This is a genomic window from Microbacterium sp. KR10-403, from assembly GCF_040196215.1.
Lineage (GTDB): Bacteria > Actinomycetota > Actinomycetes > Actinomycetales > Microbacteriaceae > Microbacterium.
This window is the reverse complement of the sequence record NZ_JBEGDC010000001.1, coordinates 135,089-152,013: the sequence shown is the minus strand read 5'-3', so window position 1 is coordinate 152,013 and position 16,925 is coordinate 135,089. Positions and strand designations below refer to the sequence as shown.

The 16,925-nt window shown below is 71.3% G+C and carries 12 protein-coding genes; 1 reads left to right on the top strand and 11 read right to left on the bottom strand.

Going from position 1 to position 16,925, the window contains the following annotated elements; genetic code table 11:
• Window positions 1-249: 249 nt before the first annotated feature.
• Together ABMQ42_RS00705 and xylA are read right to left on the bottom strand one after the other, a co-directional pair.
• On the bottom strand, window positions 250-1,533 hold the full coding sequence (locus tag ABMQ42_RS00705) for a xylulokinase (protein WP_349720674.1): 1,284 nt from the start codon (window positions 1,531-1,533) through the stop codon (window positions 250-252).
• Window positions 1,534-1,681: 148 nt separating this feature from the next.
• Window positions 1,682-2,869, bottom strand: coding sequence for a xylose isomerase (gene xylA / locus ABMQ42_RS00700; RefSeq protein ID WP_349720673.1), 1,188 nt, complete (start codon window positions 2,867-2,869; stop codon window positions 1,682-1,684).
• Window positions 2,870-2,981: 112 nt separating this feature from the next.
• Between xylA and ABMQ42_RS00695 the strand changes: the two genes are divergently transcribed.
• Window positions 2,982-4,142: an ROK family protein gene (locus ABMQ42_RS00695; protein ID WP_349720672.1), complete on the top strand. Its 1,161-nt coding sequence runs from the start codon at window positions 2,982-2,984 to the stop codon at window positions 4,140-4,142.
• Window positions 4,143-4,435: 293 nt separating this feature from the next.
• Here ABMQ42_RS00695 and ABMQ42_RS00690 read toward each other — a convergent pair whose 3' ends face one another.
• The 9 genes from ABMQ42_RS00690 to ABMQ42_RS00650 form a co-directional block, all read right to left on the bottom strand.
• The gene (locus tag ABMQ42_RS00690; RefSeq protein ID WP_349720671.1) at window positions 4,436-5,722 is read right to left on the bottom strand and encodes a sugar ABC transporter permease; all 1,287 of its coding nucleotides are present in this window, start codon (window positions 5,720-5,722) and stop codon (window positions 4,436-4,438) included.
• Window positions 5,719-6,537 carry an ATP-binding cassette domain-containing protein gene (locus ABMQ42_RS00685; protein WP_349720670.1) on the bottom strand — a complete coding sequence of 273 codons (819 nt, stop codon included), beginning with the start codon at window positions 6,535-6,537 and terminating at the stop codon, window positions 5,719-5,721. Before ABMQ42_RS00685 ends, ABMQ42_RS00690 begins: the two co-directional genes overlap by 4 nt.
• A 69-nt stretch (window positions 6,538-6,606) precedes the next feature.
• The gene (locus ABMQ42_RS00680; protein ID WP_349720668.1) at window positions 6,607-7,725 is read right to left on the bottom strand and encodes an ABC transporter substrate-binding protein; all 1,119 of its coding nucleotides are present in this window, start codon (window positions 7,723-7,725) and stop codon (window positions 6,607-6,609) included.
• Between the two features lie 144 nt (window positions 7,726-7,869).
• Entirely contained in the window at window positions 7,870-9,045 is a 1,176-nt protein-coding gene (locus ABMQ42_RS00675; RefSeq protein WP_349720666.1) for an ROK family transcriptional regulator, read from the bottom strand.
• A 190-nt stretch (window positions 9,046-9,235) separates the two neighbouring features.
• Window positions 9,236-10,612 (bottom strand): FAD-binding oxidoreductase, encoded by a 1,377-nt coding sequence (locus ABMQ42_RS00670; RefSeq protein ID WP_349720665.1) that lies wholly within the window; start codon window positions 10,610-10,612, stop codon window positions 9,236-9,238.
• 111 nt (window positions 10,613-10,723) lie between these two features.
• The gene (locus ABMQ42_RS00665; RefSeq protein ID WP_349720663.1) at window positions 10,724-11,215 is read right to left on the bottom strand and encodes a bifunctional nuclease family protein; all 492 of its coding nucleotides are present in this window, start codon (window positions 11,213-11,215) and stop codon (window positions 10,724-10,726) included.
• 217 nt (window positions 11,216-11,432) lie between these two features.
• The gene (locus tag ABMQ42_RS00660) at window positions 11,433-12,707 is read right to left on the bottom strand and encodes a M18 family aminopeptidase (RefSeq protein WP_349720662.1); all 1,275 of its coding nucleotides are present in this window, start codon (window positions 12,705-12,707) and stop codon (window positions 11,433-11,435) included.
• A 124-nt stretch (window positions 12,708-12,831) separates the two neighbouring features.
• Window positions 12,832-14,331 (bottom strand): IS1096 element passenger TnpR family protein, encoded by a 1,500-nt coding sequence (locus ABMQ42_RS00655; RefSeq protein ID WP_349720661.1) that lies wholly within the window; start codon window positions 14,329-14,331, stop codon window positions 12,832-12,834.
• 118 nt (window positions 14,332-14,449) lie between these two features.
• Window positions 14,450-16,840 (bottom strand): hypothetical protein, encoded by a 2,391-nt coding sequence (locus ABMQ42_RS00650; protein ID WP_349720660.1) that lies wholly within the window; start codon window positions 16,838-16,840, stop codon window positions 14,450-14,452.
• Window positions 16,841-16,925 lie beyond the last annotated feature (85 nt).

Genomic DNA, 16,925 nt, shown 5'->3' with positions numbered 1-16,925 from the left:
GCTCACGTCTTGATAAGCCTGGCTGATCAACCGGTGGTGAGGGCGCTCACGTCTTGATGCTTCTGGAGCATCAACTGGTGAGGGCTCCGAACCCGGGCACTCGCGCGCCGAGTCGCGCCCGCTGTACATCAAACTGTCCCGTGCACCCCAAACCTCCGGAGGATTGGTGTGCACGGGACAGTTTCATGTGAATTTGGCGGTCTACGCCTGCGCGTGGGTCTGCGCCTGGGCCTGCGCGAGCGCAAGAGCTCAGGCCGCGAGCACGCCGGCGGCCTGCCGCGCCGCGCCCAGCGCGACGTACTCCGCGGGCGCGGGCACCGCGACGGGAACCCCGAGCACCTGCGGCGCGATGCGCTGCACGGCCTCGGACTGCGCACCTCCGCCGATCAGCAGCGCGCGCTGCACGTCGACGCCGAGGTCGCGAAGCGTCTGCAACCCGTAGGCGAGGCCGCCCAGCATCCCCTCGACCGCGGCGCGGGCGACGTTCTCGCGGGTCGTCGATGCGAGCGTCATCCCGCTCAGGGTGGCCGTCGCGTCGGGCAGGTTCGGCGTGCGCTCGCCCTCGAAGTACGGGTCGAGGTGCAGTCCGTCCGCCCCCGGTGACGCCGCCAGCGCCAGCGCGCTGAGCCCGGTGTGATCGACGCCCAGCACGCGTCCGATCGCCTCGAGCACCCGCGAGGCGTTGATCGTCGCCACCAGGGGCAGCCAGTTTCCGTCGGCCGAGGCGAACCCCGCCACGGTGCCGCTCGCATCGATCACGCGTGAACCGCTCACGGCGAACACGGTGCCGCTCGTGCCGATCGAGACCACGGCGTCACCCGGGCCCGCGCCGACGCCCAGCGCCGCGCCCGCGTTGTCGCCGGCTCCGGGCGCGACGCGGCGACCCGCGGCATCCTGCACCCACCCGTCGTGTCCGAGCACGCGCGGCAGCGCCGCGTCATGCCCGAGCGCGGCGGAGAGGAGCTCGCGGTCGTATCCGTCGGGGCCCCAGTATCCGGTGCCCGACGCGTCGGAGCGGTCGGTGACCAGCTCACCGAAGTCGGGGTTCTCGGGGCCGAAGCCGCGCAGCCGCCACGTCAGCCAGTCGTGCGGCAGGGCGATGGCGGCGACGCGCGCGGCGTTCTCGGGCTCGGCATCGCGCAGCCAGCGCAGCTTGGTGATCGTGAACGACGCGACGGGCACGAGGCCGGTACGGGCGGCGAGCTCGTCGGCGCCGAACTCGCGGATGAGGTCGGATGCCGCACCCGCCGACCGGGTGTCATTCCACAGCAGGGCGGGGCGAATGACCTCGCCGGCCTCGTCGAGCACGACCATGCCGTGCTGCTGGCCGCCGATCGACCAGGCCTCGACATCGTCGAGACCGCCGGCCTCGGCGATCGCGGCCTGCAGCGCCTGCCACCAGGCCGACGGGTCGACCTCGGTGCCGTCGGGGTGCGTGCCGCGCCCCTGGCGCACGATCTCGCCGGTCGCGGCATCCATCACCACGACCTTGCACGACTGCGTCGACGAGTCGACTCCTGCGACCAGCGCCATGTCTGTCCTCTCCCCGTGTCGGGTCCTTCTCGGTGAAAGTGCAGCGGGTGGACGAGGGAGCGGGTGCTTCCCTACTCCTCGTCCACCAGCTGCACTCTCACGGGCGGGTCGGGGTGGGGCGCCGCGTCACGGTGCCCCACCGCAGGCCTCAGCGCGCGCCGAGCAGGTGCTCGGTCGCCAGCTGCTGCAGACGCACGAAGCCGAAGCCCTTGCCGCCGAAGTACACCCACGGGTCGAAGTCCTCGAACGCCGACCGGTCGGCCAGCAGCTCGGCGTAGCCCTCGCCCTCGCCCAGGGTCGGCTGGGTCAGCTCGGGCACGCGTGCGGCGGCCAGGGCCTCCTTCACCTCGGGGTCGGCGCGGAAGGCCGCGGCCCGCTCCTTGAGCAGCAGGTACGTGCGCATGTTCGCGGCGGCCGAGTCCCAGACGCCGTTCTCGTCCTCGGTGCGCGAAGGCTTGTAGTCGAAGTGACGCGGGCCCTCGTACGCCGGGCCGCCGTTCGGGCCGCCGTTCTCGAGCAGGTCGACCAGCGCGAACGCGTTGTGCAGGTCGCCGTGGCCGAAGACGAGGTCCTGGTCGTACTTGATGCCGCGCTGGCCGTTCAGGTCGATGTGGAACAGCTTGTCGTGGTACAGCGCCTGCGCGATGCCGGCGGCGAAGTTCAGGCCGGCCATCTGCTCGTGCCCGACCTCGGGGTTCAGGCCCACCATGTCGGGGTGCTCGAGCGAGCCGATGAACGCGAGCGCGTGCCCGACGGTCGGCAGCAGGATGTCGCCGCGGGGCTCGTTCGGCTTCGGCTCGATCGCGAAGCGGATGTCGTAGCCCTTGTCGATGACGTACTCCGACAGCAGGTTGACGCCCTCGCGGTAGCGCTCGAGCGCCTGGCGGATGTCCTTGGCCGCGTCGTACTCGGCGCCCTCGCGGCCGCCCCACATGACGAGCGTCTTGGCGCCCAGCTCGGCGCCGAGGTCGATCTGGCGCAGCACCTTGCGCAGCGCGTAGCGACGCACCGCGCGGTCGTTGGAGGTGAAGCCGCCGTCCTTGAAGACGGGCGGGCTGAACAGGTTGGTGGTGACCATCGGCACGACCAGGCCGGTGTCGGCCAGCACCTGCGTGAGGCGGTCGATCTGGGTCTGGCGCTCGGCGTCGGTCGAGCCGAACGCGAACAGGTCGTCATCGTGGAACGTGAGACCGTACGCGCCGAGCTCGGCGAGCTTCTCGACGGCGTGCACGACGTCGAGGGCGGGACGGGTCGGACCGCCGAACGGGTCGGTTCCGTTGTAGCCGATCGTCCAGAGGCCGAACGTGAACTTGTCGGCGGGGGTGGGGGTGACCATGACGCTCCTTCGCGGCGCAGAGATCAAATGTTGCTGACGACAACCTATATCAGATTGCGCGCCGTGTCCACTGGTTCGTCGCTTCGCACAACAAATCCTTTACAGTGGTCGGGTGAGACAGACCGGTGTGCGCGAGGCGAATCTCTCGCACGTGCTGCGGCTCGTGCATCTGGACGGGCCGCTCTCGCGTGCGGTGATCACCGCCCGCACGGGGCTGAACCGCTCGACCGTCGGCGACCTCGTGACCGAGCTGACCGGCGCCGGTCTCGTGCTCGAGGGCGAGCCCGCCGCACACGGTCGCGTCGGTCGTCCGTCCCCGGTGGTCGCCGCCGACGCCCGCCCGGTCGTCATCGCCGCGAACCCGGAGGTCGATGCGCTCACCCTCGCCGCGGTGGGTCTGGACCGCGGCATCCGCGCTCGTGTGCGCATCGCGCGCGACGAGCTGCTGACGCCTGAAGAGACCGCGCGCCTGATCGCCGTGCAGATCGACGCCTGGCGCGACGGGCCGCTCGCCGACGCGCGGGTGCTGTCGGTCGGGGTGGCCGTGCCCGGCCCGGTGCGCGCCGCCGACGGTCTGGTGCGGGTCGCTCCGCATCTGGGATGGGCGGATGCCGCGCTCGGCCCGCTCATCGCGGACGCGACGGAGCTGCCGGTCGTGGTCGGTAACGACGCGAACATGGGCGCGGTGGCCGAGCACCTGTTCGGTGCCGCGCGCGGGGTCGACGACGTCGTGTACCTCAATGGCGGCGCGAGCGGCATCGGCGGCGCGATCATCGCCGGCGGCCATGCGCTGACCGGTGCCGGCGGCTACGCCGGCGAGTTCGGGCAGAGCCGTCCGGCCGTCGCGAGCGACGCCGACCGCCGCAGCGCGGTCGGAACCCTCGAGGACGAGGTGAGCAGACGACGGCTGCTGGATGCCGTCGGCCTGCGTTCGGCCGACGAGGCCGAGCTGGCCGCGGCCCTGGAAGCGTCGGCCGATGCGGCCGTGGCCGACGAGGTGACGCGGCAGCGCCGCATCCTCGCCACCGCCCTCGCCAACGCCGTGAACGGGTTGAACCCGTCGGTGCTCGTGCTGGGCGGCTTTCTCGCGACCCTCGCCGCGCACGATCTGCGGGGGCTTCTCGTCGATGTGCGCGCGCAGTCGATGCCGACCTCGGGCGACGGCATCGACATCCGCCTCGCGACCCTCGCCGACGACCGGCTGCTGATCGGCGCGGCCGAGGCCGCGCTCGCCGAGCTGCTGCACGACCCGATCGCCGCGCTCGCGCACTGAACCTCGCGCGCTGAGGTCGCCGCGCCGAACCTCGTGCGGTACGCCGAACTCATATGAGTCTGTCGGGTGCACATGATCCTGACCGCAGAATTGATGTGCACCCGACAGATTCACGTGAGTTTGCCGGGTGTCGCGGGGACGGATGCCGCGGCGCCGGGTGTGGCGGGGACGGATGCCGCGGCATCCCGCCCCGCGAAACGCTCACCCCTTGATAAGCCAGAGTTATCAAGAGGTGAGCGCCGCGTGCCTCACCTCTTGATAAGCCAGAGTTATCAAGAGGTGAGCGAATCGGACTAGGCCGTGCCGTGGCTCGCGCGCGAGCGGCGCGACAGCGCGTCGATGATCACCGCGATCAGCAGCACGGCGCCGGTGACCATGAACTGCACATCCGAGTCGAGGCTCAGCAGGGTCAGGCCGTTGAAGATCGACTGGATCACGAAGATGCCCAGCAGGGCCGACCATGCCGAGCCGCGTCCGCCGAACAGGCTCGTCCCGCCGATGACGGCCGACGCGATCGCGATGAGGTTCGTCGTGCCGCCGCCGGTCGAGATGCTCGCCGCGGTCAGGCGCGCCGCGAGCATGAGCCCGCCGAGGGTCGCCAGCACCGTGCCGACCATCAACGCCGAGATGTAGATCATGTTGACGTTGATGCCGGCGCGGCGGGCCGCCTCCTCGTTGCCGCCGACCGCATAGATCCAGCGGCCCCACCGGGTGCGGGTCAGCAGCGCCGCGAGCACCGCGACGAGCACGAGGAACAGCAGGAACGACACCGCGACGCCGCGGTTGGTGGCCAGCCACGCGATCGCCGCACCGGCGACGATCGCGATGACGACGGCCTTGATCACGATCAGCGAGGTCGACCCCGTCGACAGGCCCGCCTTGGCACGGCGCCTCGTACGGGCGATGTCGTTGAGCACGACGCCGATCACGACGAGCCCCGCGATCGTGTAGGCGAGCCACGGCGGCAGGAACCACGAGGTCGCGAACTGAACGATCCACGAGTTGTACGGCAGGTTGATCGTGCCGGTCGGGCCCAGAACCCACAGCTGCAGGCCGAGGAAGCCCATCAGGCCGGCGAGGGTCACGACGAAGGTCGGAACGCCGAACCGCGTGAACAGCACGCCGTAGAAGAGGCCGATCAGTGCGCCGAGAGCGAGCGCAGCGAGGATCGACACCCAGGCGGGCCACCCGAAGTTGACGAACGTCACGCCGAGGATGGCCGAGGCCAAGCCCGCGAGAGAGCCGATCGACAGGTCGATCTGTGCGACGAGCAGCACGACGACGACGCCGAGCGCGATCGTGCCGTACGCCGCGCACTGCAGGGTGAGGTCGACGAGGTTGGTCGCCGAGAGGAACCGCGGGTTGAGCACCTGGAAGACGATCCAGATGATGATGAGGCCCAGGAAGACCGGGAGCGACCCGAGGTCGCCGGTGCGCACGCGCGTTCCGAACGCCCGGATCGCACCGCCCACCCCTTCGTTGCGCATGAGGCGCTCGTCCTGCAGGTCGGCGGCGACGGTCGTGGGCGCCGAATTGTCTTTCGGCTGGGGAGTCGTCTGGGGGGTCGCTGGCGAGCTCATAGTGCGTCCTTCTCGGTCTGGTGCGCCGCGCTTCGGGTGCTCACGGGGTTGTCGGTCGCGCCGGTGATGGCCGCCACGATGTCTTCGTAGCTGACGTCGGCGGTGCGGAACACGCCGTTGTTGCGGCCCAGCCGCAGCACGACGACGCGGTCGGCGACGGCCTGCACGTCGGCCATGTTGTGGCTGATCAGGATGACGCCCAGCCCGCGCTCGCGCAGCCGCTCGATGAGGTTCAGCACCTCGGCGGTCTGCGCGACGCCCAGGGCGGCGGTCGGCTCGTCGAGGATGACGATCTGCGGCTCGCCGATCAGCGAGCGGGCGATGGCGACGGTCTGCCGCTGGCCGCCCGACAGGGATGCCACGGCGATGCGCACCGACGGGATCTTGGCCGAGAGCTGCCGCAGCAGCTCCCAGGAGCGCTCTTCCATGGCCTCCTCGTTCATGCCGAGGCTGCCGAGCTCGCGCCCGAGGAAGAGGTTGGCGACGACGTCGAGGTTGTCGCAGAGGGCGAGGTCCTGGAACACGGTGGCGATGCCCAGTTCGCGCGACGCGGTCGGCGAGGGGATCGAGACGGCTTCGCCGTTGAACGTGATCGTGCCGTGGTCGGCGCCGTGGACGCCGGCGAGGATCTTCACGAGCGTCGACTTGCCGGCGCCGTTGTCGCCGACCAGGGCCACGACTTCGCCGGCGTAGACATCCATGTCGATGTCGGTGAGGGCGCGGACCGCGCCGAAGCCCTTCGAGATCCCGCGGATCGACAGCACCGGTTCGCGGGCGGGGGCTTGCTTTTCGTCGAGAGTGGATGCCGAGGTCACGGCGTCTCCTTCGTTTCGGGTGCGCGCGTGCCGGCCGGGCGGCGCCGGCCGGCACGCGCGGAGGGGATGTTACTGGATGCCGTTCTTCTCACATGCCGACTTGTACGCCGACGTGCAGATCTGGTCAACCGTGTACAGCCCGTCCTTCACGACCGTGTCCATGATGTTCGAGACCGTGACGGCCACCGGGGTCAGCAGGAACGAGGGGATGGATGCCCCGCTCGCGGTGTCGGCGGTGGTGTCGGCCTTCGGGCTCTCGCCCTTGGCCAGCGAGACGGCGAGCTCGGCGGCCTGGTCGGCCTCGGGCTTGAACGCCTTGTAGACGGTCATGTACTGGTCGCCCGAGATGATGCGCTGGATGCCCGAGAGCGCGGCATCCTGACCCGTCACCGGGGGCAGCGGCGAGATGCCGCCCGCCTTCAGCGCCGCGATCGCGCCACCGGCGGTGTCGTCGTTCGCGTCGTAGACGCCCTGGATCTTGTCACCGAACTTGGTCACCTGGCCCGAGACCCAGTCCTGGGCCTTGGCGGGCTCCCATCCGGGTGTGTCGTACTCGGCGAGCACCTTCAGGCCCGACGAGTCGATGACGCTGTGCGCGCCCTTCTTGAACTGGGCCGCGTTCGGGTCGGTCGGCGAGCCGTTGACCATGATGATCCCGGCGTCGCTGGGCAGGCCGAGCTCCTTCATGCGGTCGACGAGCGCCTGCGCCTGCAGCTGCCCGACCTTCTCGTTGTCGAACGACACGTAGTACGAGACGTCGGCGCTGTCGACGAGGCGGTCGTACGAGATGACCGGGATGTTCTTCGCCTTCGCCTGGTTGACGATGGCGGCCGCGGCCTTGCCGTCGAACGGGTCGAGGACCAGGACGTCGACGCCCTGGGTGAGCATCGACTCGGCCTGCTGCTGCTGCTTGGCGGCGTCGCCGTCGGCGTTCGCGTACAGGACCGAGCAGCCCGAGCAGAGGTCCTTGACCTTGGCCTCGAAGTAGGGCTTGTCGGCGCTCGCGTAGCGCTCGGTCACGTTGTCGGGCAGGAGCAGGCCGATCTTGGCCGAGCTCGCGTTGCCGGCGGCGGCCGAGCCGTTGTCGGTCGCCTTCTGCGCGCCGTTGGAACACGCCGAGAGCATGCCCGCAGACAAGAGCAACGCGGTCGTCGCGACGAGCGCCCTCTTCATGCTGATCTTCTTCATTGAAATCCTCCGTTGCTGTGTCGACCGCTGTGGCGACTCCCTGAGCATGCCAGGAATGAAGTCTTGGCGTCAAGACTTGAACGCAACAGTTTGGCAACGGCGATGGTGGATGCCGCGGCGGCGGCGCCGCGCGGCATCCCGCCCTCACATGGCAGCCGCCCTCACATTGGTCTCGTCGATCGCGTGGACGATCGCGCCCATGGCCGCGGCATCCAGTCCCAGCTGTCCCTGGACGACGTCCGGGGCGCGCGTCGGATCGACGATGACCGCGTGCTCCATGGCCACGCGGATCGGGCCGAGCAGCAGCTCGCCGGCGCGGGCGAGGTCGCCGCCGACGACGATGCGCTCGGGGTCGAAGAGGTTGCACAGATTGCCGGTGGCCAGGCCGATGTGCCGCCCGGCCTCGGCCAGGGCGCGGATACTCGGCCCGTCGTTCACCATCGCGCGCAGCACGATGTCGCCGAGCTTCATCGTGCCGCCGGGGACGTCGAGCCGGTCGATGATCGCGGGGCCGCCGGCGATGGCCTCGAGGCATCCGCGGTTGCCGCAGCGGCAGAGCGGGCCGTCCTCCATGATGATCGTGTGACCGAGCTCGCCGGCCGTGCCGTTGTGCCCGTGCAGCACCTGGCCGCCGAGGAGCAGCCCCGAGCCGATGCCCTCGCCGACGTCGAGGAACACGACGTTCTGCTTGCCGCGCGCAGCGCCCAGTCGCGCTTCGGCGAGGGCGGACAGGTTCGAGGCGTTGTCGAGATAGACGGGTCGGCGCAGGCGGCGGTGCATGACGTCGGGGATGTCGACGCCGGTCCACCCGCGCAGGATGCCGCGGCCGGCGACCCGGCCGGTGGCGCGCTCGATCGGTGCCGAGACGGCGAGCCCCACGCCCACCAGCTCGTCGATGGCCGAGTCGAGGTCGCCGAGCATGTCGGCCAGCATCAGCGACGCACGGTCGAGCTCGTTGTCGGCGCGGTGATCGCGGGCCAACGGCATGTGGTGCTCGCTCAGCACGGTGCAGTTGACGTCGGCGACGATGACGCGCATGTGACGGGCCGACACGTGGATGCCGGCGACCAGGCCGACCGCGCGGGCGAAGGAGACGAGGGTGGCGCGGCGTCCGCTGCGCGTGCTGGGACTCGTGCGCAGCACGCCGACGCTGACGAGCTCGCGCACGATGTTCGAGACGGACGCCGGAGACAGCCCCGTGACACCGGCCAGCTCGACCTGGGTGAGGCTGCCGTGCTTCTTGATCGCGGCGATGATTCGCGCCCGGTTGGCTTCACGAAGTGAAGTCTGCGAGCCCGGAGTCCGCCGTTGGTTTGCCACGAGCACACATTACCGGTGCGGTGCGGATTCGCCATGGTCGGGTGTGTGCGCCCTCCCGGAGACCGTGAGAGTGCAGTGGGTGGACGAGAGCGTGGGTGGTTCCCTACCTCTCGGCGACCAGTTGCACTCTCACCGATCGGGGGAGGGGTGTGGATGCCGCGGGCCACCGTGCCCGTGCCCGATCCCGGCCTCACCCCACCGGGCGCGCCGAGACGAAGACTCCCGCCGGGTCGTGCGCGCGGCGCAGCGCGGCGATGCGCGCGGCACTCGCGCCGAAGCCCGCCGCGAGGTCGCGTTCGGGCAGGTCGACGAAGGTCAGGGCGAGACCGGACCCCTGCCACGGGCGCACGGCATCGGCCACGGCGCCGCACGCCGCGACCCCGCCGGGCACCGCCTGCGGCACCGGCACGAGGGCCAGCGACGAGAACAGGTACTCGCCCTCCAGGGCGCTGACCGCGCCGGCATCGGCGGCTTCGCGCGCAAGCGCGCCGCCGCAGTGCCGGACCTCGCTGATCATCGGCCGCGCCGCGAACGACGCTTCCACGAACGCGTCGACGAACGCCTCGTCGAGCGCCGTGAGCATCGCGTGCTCCGACACGGCGGCCGACGGCTCGGGCGGATCCATGTGCACCCCGGTGAGGCCGGCCGCCGGCATCCGCCCGAACGTGTCCATCTCAGGTCCGAGGGCGCGCAACGGTGCGAGGATCTCGGCGGCCGCGGCATCCTCCTCCAGCATCGCCCCGTCGATCGCGACGACCGAGCGCCCGGAGATGAACGGCGGCAACTCGGGCACCGGCGGGAAGTGCATGACCCGCAGCGCGGTCGTCACAGTCTCGGGTGCGGTCGCGGTCCACGCCGCCCACGCGCGGGCGACCTCGCCGGCGCGTGACCCGTCCCACAGCAGCAGCCCCGCGAACACGTCGGCGTAGGGCAGCAGGTCGATCGTCATCTCGACGACCACGCCGAACGCGCCGGCCCCACCGCGCAGCGCCCAGAACAGTTCGGCGTTCTCGTCGGCGGAGGCGGTCACCGTCTCGCCCGTCGCCGTGACCACGCGCACACGGCGCACGGTGTTGACCGCGAGCCCGTGGGCGCGTCCGTAGAACGAGACGCCGCCGCCGAGCGTGTACCCGACGACCGAGACGTCACCGGCGCTGCCGTGCGGCGCGGTCAGCCCGTGCGGCGACGAGGCGGCGAGCAGGTCGTGCCAGACCGCCCCGCCCTGCACGGTCGCGGTGCGCGCGGCGGCATCCACGGTCACGCCGCGCATCTCGCGCAGCGAGACGACGACGGTGTCGCCGAGGTCGGCGCCGCGCAGCGGGCCCGCGCCGTGTCCCGTCGCCTGCGGCGCGATGCGCAGACCCGACGCCGCGGCCGCTGCCACGACCGCGGCCACCTCCTCGTCGGTGCGCGGAACGGCGACCGCGAAGGGACGCTGGTCGGTCACCAGGTTCCAGGTCTGTCGCGCCGCGTCGTACCCGTCGTCGCCGGCGGCGAAAAGCCTCTCGCCGAGCACCTCGCGCAGTCGCGCGGTGGCATCGTCGGCGGTCGTCAGAACAGTCATCATCGATCGTCTCCATCAGAGGGATGTCGCGGTCCATCCCCAGCGGACGGCGCGATCCCCTCTGCGCAGAGGCGCGGCGCACGCCCGGCGATACATGGCGGACGTGCGCGCGGTCTATTCCTTGAAGTCGTCGGGGTCGACCTCGTCGATGAACTTCGAGAACTCTTCGACGTCGGCCTCCGCCTCGGCCTCGGTGATGACGTCCTCGACGCCGGCCTCTTCGAGCACCTCGTCGGCCACGAAGATCGGTGCCGCCGTGCGCGAGGCGAGGGCTACCGCATCCGACGGACGGGCGTCTATCCGGTGCACGGCGCCGGCCGCGTTCACGGTGATCTCGGCGTAGAACGTGCCGTCGTCGATGCGGGTGACCTCGACGCGCTCGACGGTGGCGCCGAGCGTCTCGAGCATCGTGCGCAGCAGATCGTGGGTGAGGGGGCGGGGCGTCTCGGCGCCCTCGATCGCGACCATGATCGAGGTGGCCTCCATGGCGCCGATCCAGATCGGCAGCAGCCGGCTCTCGGTGGGCAGGGCGTCGATCGGCTGCAGCAGGATCACATGCTGCCCCGTGGCGTCGAGCGCGACACCGGCGACGCGGACCTGGACCATGATTCCCTCCCGTCTCGCCATGGTACGCACGTGCCCGGGCGCGCGGGGCCGGGCGGCTCGCGGCATCCCGCCCCTTCCCCGGCACTCGGCGCTGAGAGTGCAGCTGGTGGACGAGGCGTAGGGAACCACCCACGCTCTCGTCCACCCGTTGCACCCTCACGGTGTGCCGCGTGCGGTGCACCGGGCGCGGCGGGTGCGGGATGCCGCGGCCCCGCGGCTACGCCGCGAAGAACGCGCCCGCAACGCGGGACAGTGCGGCGAGGTCGCTGACACCGGCCAGCTCGCGCGCCGAGTGCATCGACAGGATGGGGATGCCCACGTCGACCGTGCGGATGCCCAGCCGCGTCGCGGTGATCGGCCCGATCGTCGAGCCGCACGGCACGGCGTTGTTCGAGACGAACTCCTGGCTGTGCACGCCCGCCGCGTCGCACCACGCGTGCCACGCGGCGGCGCCCGGGGCGTCGGTCGCATAGCGCTGGTTCGCGTTGATCTTGAGGATCGGACCCGAACCCAGCAGCGGCTGCACCACGGGGTCGTGCTTCTCCGGATAGTTCGGGTGCACCGAATGCCCGACGTCGCTGGACACGCACCACGACGCCGACAGCGCCCGCAGCTGCTGCTCGCGGTCGGCGCCCAGCCCCAGCCAGACCCGCTCGAGCACCTCTGCCAGGAACGGCCCGGCAGCGCCCGAGCGTGTCGACGACCCGAGCTCTTCGTGGTCGAACACCGCCAGCATCGCGATGTGCTCGCCCGCCGTGTGCTGCGCGAGCGCGACGACGCCGGCGTGCACCGAGGCGAGGTCGTCGAGACGTCCGGCCGCGAAGAACGCGTCGTCGTGCCCGAACACCGCACCGCGCGCGGTGTCGGCGGCGACCAGGTCGTATCCGCGGATGCGCCCAGCGTCCACCCCCGCCGATGCGGCGACGGCGGCGAGCAGGTCCGCGGACTGCGGTTCGCCGAGGCCCCAGACCGGCTGGGTGTGCCGCTGCTTGTCGAGGGCGAGCCCGTCGTTGACGCCTCGGTCGAGGTGGATGGCCAGCTGCGGCAGCCGCAGCAGCGGCCCGGTGGATGCCAGTACCTGCGTGCCGTCGTCGAGCACGACCCGGCCGGCCAGGGTCAGCTCGCGGTCGAGCCACGAGTTCAGCAAGGGGCCGCCGTACACCTCGACGCCCGCCTGCAGCCAGCCGTGCGAGCCGGTCGTCGGCTGCGGCTTGAGCTTGAATCCGGGCGAATCGGTGTGCGCCCCGAACACGTGCACCCCGGTCGTCGCGGCGGCGCCCTCGGGCACGACCCAGGCGATCGCGGCGCCGTCGCGCACGACGACGAACCGGCCGCCGGCCTGCGCCGGCCACGCATCGGTCTCGTCGAGCCGGGTGAACCCGGCGGCCTCGAGCCGGCGCGCGACCTCGGCGGCGGCGTGGTAGCTCGACGGCGACGCGGCGACGAACGCGGCGAGGTCTTCGGCGTGGGCGAGGGCGTCGGGTGTGGGCACGGGTGGGCCTCCCTGCGAGAGCGGATGCGGTGCTTCGATCGTACGCGGGGCATCCCGCTGGGGTGGATGGATGCCGCGGCTCGCCGCCCGCCGGCACATCCGTCGTCGTTGCGCGCAACACCCCTCAGAAGTCCGCCCGCCCGTACTCCCACGTGCGCGACGCGACCGACGCCGTCGTGCGCATCGTCAGCACACTGCGCGCGAACTCCTTCAGCAGCGGCGTCGCCGTCCACGTGCCGGGGGTGACCGGCGTCAGCCCGAGCGGTTCGAGACGTTCGGCCAAGGGCGCGATCAGCGTGCCGACGGCCGAGGTGTCGACGGCCACCGGTCGGTTCGGGAGCGCGGCGGGCTCGTCGTCCCAGAGCTCGTTCCACGGCTCGGCCCAGTGGCGCGGATGCCGGGTTCGATCGGGGCGCTCGAGCAGGTCGTGCACGCGGGCGATGCGCTGCAGCCCGCCGTCGTCGCCCTCGCGAGAGATCGACCCGTCCACGATCGCCAGGAAGAACAGGACCTCCGCCAGCCGCACGGTGTATCGCCGTCCCTCCGGGAACTCGCGCGCGACCCGCTCCCACAGCGCGAGCGGATCATCGGCCAGCGGCAGCGCCCCCTTCAGCGTCAGCAGGCGCCCCTGCAAGGTGCGCACGAGCTTGAGCGCCCGCGCCGATGCCTGGAAGACGGCGAACCGTGCCGGGTCGCACTCCGTGGCATCCACCCACTCCCATTGGTGCTCGGGCGTGAGCAGCCCGTCCTCGAGCGGCAGGCCTTCGCGGCAGTGCTCGATGAACCACGAGTACGGGCGCACGAACCGGGCGGCGTCGCCCGGGGTCACCGTCGGCGGCACATGCAGACCGTGCGAGAGGAGGTGCCGTTGCAGGCCGGAGGCGTTCGACGACGGGAGCTGCTCGGCCACGGCATCCAGCACCGTCCGCTCGCGCGTGCCGCTGTAATCGTGCAGACGGTCCAGCCGCTGCTGTGCCCAGCGCGGATCGAAACCTCGCGGATCGAAGCCGTCCCATGGGCCGCACGCCCGCGTCAGCCGCGCGACGGCCGCGTCGTGCTCGGGATGCTGCCCATCGGAGTACTCCCGCAGCAGCTGTGCGTACTCGGCGACGGCGAACAGCGACAGGGGTGAGCGCCCGCGCCCGCTCACCACGCGCAGCGCCGACGGGTCAGCGGCCGACTCCCGCGCATCGATCGTGAACCAGGCGTCGTCGCCGCGTCCGCACGGGTCGTCGCACCGGTAGTGCAGTCGCGACGAGCCCGCGAACGCATCGGTCACCCCTGCGGTCGACTCGCTCAGCACATTGGGATCGCGCCAGTCGATCATCGTCCAGGTGTCGCCCCATCGCCGCCGCGGTCGCCAGCCGTAGTGCTCCTGCCCGCGATACCAGGCGCAGACGTCGCGCTCGTACTCGGGCGAGGCGGGGAACCCGCCGGGGAACGGCTCCTGATCGCTGAACACGTGCCGTGCGTCGGTGTCGCCGTCGAACGCGATCTGGATCGCACGGTGCACGTCGGCCAGCGTGTGGTGCGCACCGACCGCGAGCGTGCGCTCGACGGGCGGATCGACTCCGCGCAGCACGACGGTGAGGGAGAGGGCGGATTCGACGGTCGTGGTGGTCATGTCCCGAGACGCTACGCGCGCCGGAACACCCGCCGACCACGGGTTCGCAGATCCGTGGACAACTCGTCCGGCACCCCCGCCTGGGGAGGAACCGATGAGGGAGGCGGCGGCCCGGGGCTCACCACCAGCTGTCGCTGAACGAGACGGTGACCGTGTCGCCGTCGACGGTATAGGTGCCCTGCAGGCCGAACTCGTACTCCCGGGCGTCTGGATCGGGGTTCCAGTCCGTGGGCTCCTCGGTCACCGACACGGATCCGTCGTACTGGGTGCTGAACGATGACGCGTCGAACTCCGAGAAGCCGCTCGGCGCGCTCAGCAGCTTCATGGCCGCGAGGTCATCCTGTCGCACCGCGTACGGGCATGCGTCATCCATGTTCGTCGGCACGGTCACACACGCCTTCGCGCGCTCCTCGACCTTGGCGAGGACGGCGTCCTTCAGCGCAGAGGTGGGCGTGAGCGACGCCTGCACGGTCGCGTATCCATCGGGCACGACCCGCAGATCTCCGCCGCCGGTCGCATCGAAGAACGTCCCGGTGCCGCCGATCGTCACGCGGTATATGCCTGGATACGCATACACCTGAACGCTGGGGTAGGCGAGGGTCTCTTCGCCGCCGGGCATCTCGATCTTCGTGGTGCCCACGGTCACGTCGGGCACGTCCCCGCTGACGGTGACCGGCACGAGTAACGGGTCGCCGGCGAGCTTCCAGGTGTCGAGCACGAGCCACTTCTTCGGGCCCGAAACGACCGAGAAGTCTCGCGTGAACGCCTCGCCGTCGAGCGAGAACGTCGCGGTGACGGTGGCGCGCCCGTCGGCCTTCTCGGTCGTCCGCACGTCGGAGACGACGATGCGCTGGGCAGCGTCGGCGAAGGCGGCGTCGGTGAGGAGCGTCCGCTCGTCGTTGCGGATGCCCGGGTCGAGCAGCCGCGAGGCCGCATCGGCGCGCCCGTCGGCGATCTCATCGAGGTAAGCGCGCACCGGAGCGTCGGGTCCGTTCTGACCGTTGACGACCGCCACGGCTCCGAACCCCGCCGCGATCAGCACGCCGAGCCCGACGATCGCTGATCCGCCGATGATCACGCCGCGTCTGGCGGCGCGACTGAACACGGGAGGGGTGGGGGTGGATGCCGCGGGCACAGAGGCAGCGGCATCCATCGCCTCCTTCCCCGGCAGAGGGGCGGCAGTGGGCCCGGCGACCCAGCGGGCCGCGGCGCGGCGGCCCGCCAGCACGCCGAACAGAGCCGGGCCGGCTCCATGGAGCACACCCGGTGCGACCTCGGCGCCGAGTGAGACCAGCAGCGCGAACACCGCGATGAGGAACGGCGTCTCCCACGTCGGCGTGATGAGGATGTCGCCGCCCACGGCGAAGAGGTTCGCGGTGACGCGGATCATCAGCAGCAGGAGATACATCACCAGCGAGACGCCCAGCACGATGACCGGCAGCGGCCACACCCGCACGACCTCGACGCGTCCCGTGCGCACGCGCCTCGCACCGAGGAACACGCACAGGAACGCGAGGACGAGAACCGTGACGACGATGATCGCGATGCTCCAGGTGCCGGTGAGGTCCCACAGGTGATACGTGCGCGGCTCGGCCATCAGCGCCGACACCCGCACGGCGCCGAACTGCGCCATACCCAGTGCGAGCGCGGCGGCGTTGACCCCGAGCGGCGCCCAGAGCAGGAAGGCCTCGGGCGCGTCGGCACGGATGGCACCGACGATGAAGGCGACGAGCATCGCGAGCGAGAACAGACCCAGCAGCACGCCGGCATACGTGCCCGCCTCGCGCAGATGGAACAGGAAGATCGACAGCCCGCGGGACGGGCGCACGCTGCGTAGGCGTGCGCCGAGGGTGGCGAGGGTGAGTGTGACGAACACGAGCGCGAACACGCGGAACGGGTGCGCCGTGATGGTGAAGGATGCCGTGAAGAACGCGTTCGTGCTCTCGCCGCCGACGCGCACGACGGCCGCGAGGACGGTCACGACCACCGAGACCATGACCGCTTCGGCCGCCGAGCGCATGAGCAGCGCCCACCATGGTCGCGGCGGGCGCCGTTCACCGAGCAGACGCGTGAGCAGGACCGCGAGCGCCGCGATGGTGGCGAAGACGCCGACGGCGATGAGTGAGAGATCGGCGGATGCCGCGGTGACGAACTGCCCGGAGGTCTCGGCACCCGCGCTCGCCGCCACGCCACCGCCCAGGAGCGCGACCCAGAGGAGTGCGATCCACCCGAGCGGCGAGGCGATCTCGATGCTGCCGTCACCCTGCCGCAGGCCCACGGCGAGGTAGGCGATGACGGCCATGACCAGCCCGACGCCGACGACCGAGGCGGCCAGGAGCGCGGTCAGGCGCCATCCCGCCGGGGCGACGAGTGCGCGCAGCTCGGCGACGGCCGGCTGCTCCGGGGGCCGGGTCGCGGGTGGGCTGGGCGGCACGGGCGGCAGAGGCGGACGCGGAGGCACGGGCGGACGCGGCTGCTCGGGCGTGGGCGGCGGGCTCTGGTCGCTCATCGGCGGCCCCTTCTCATCGGCGGTCAACCGAATGCTACTGACCGCGCGGGGACGTGCGCACGGAGTGAATTCGCGTCGCAGATCT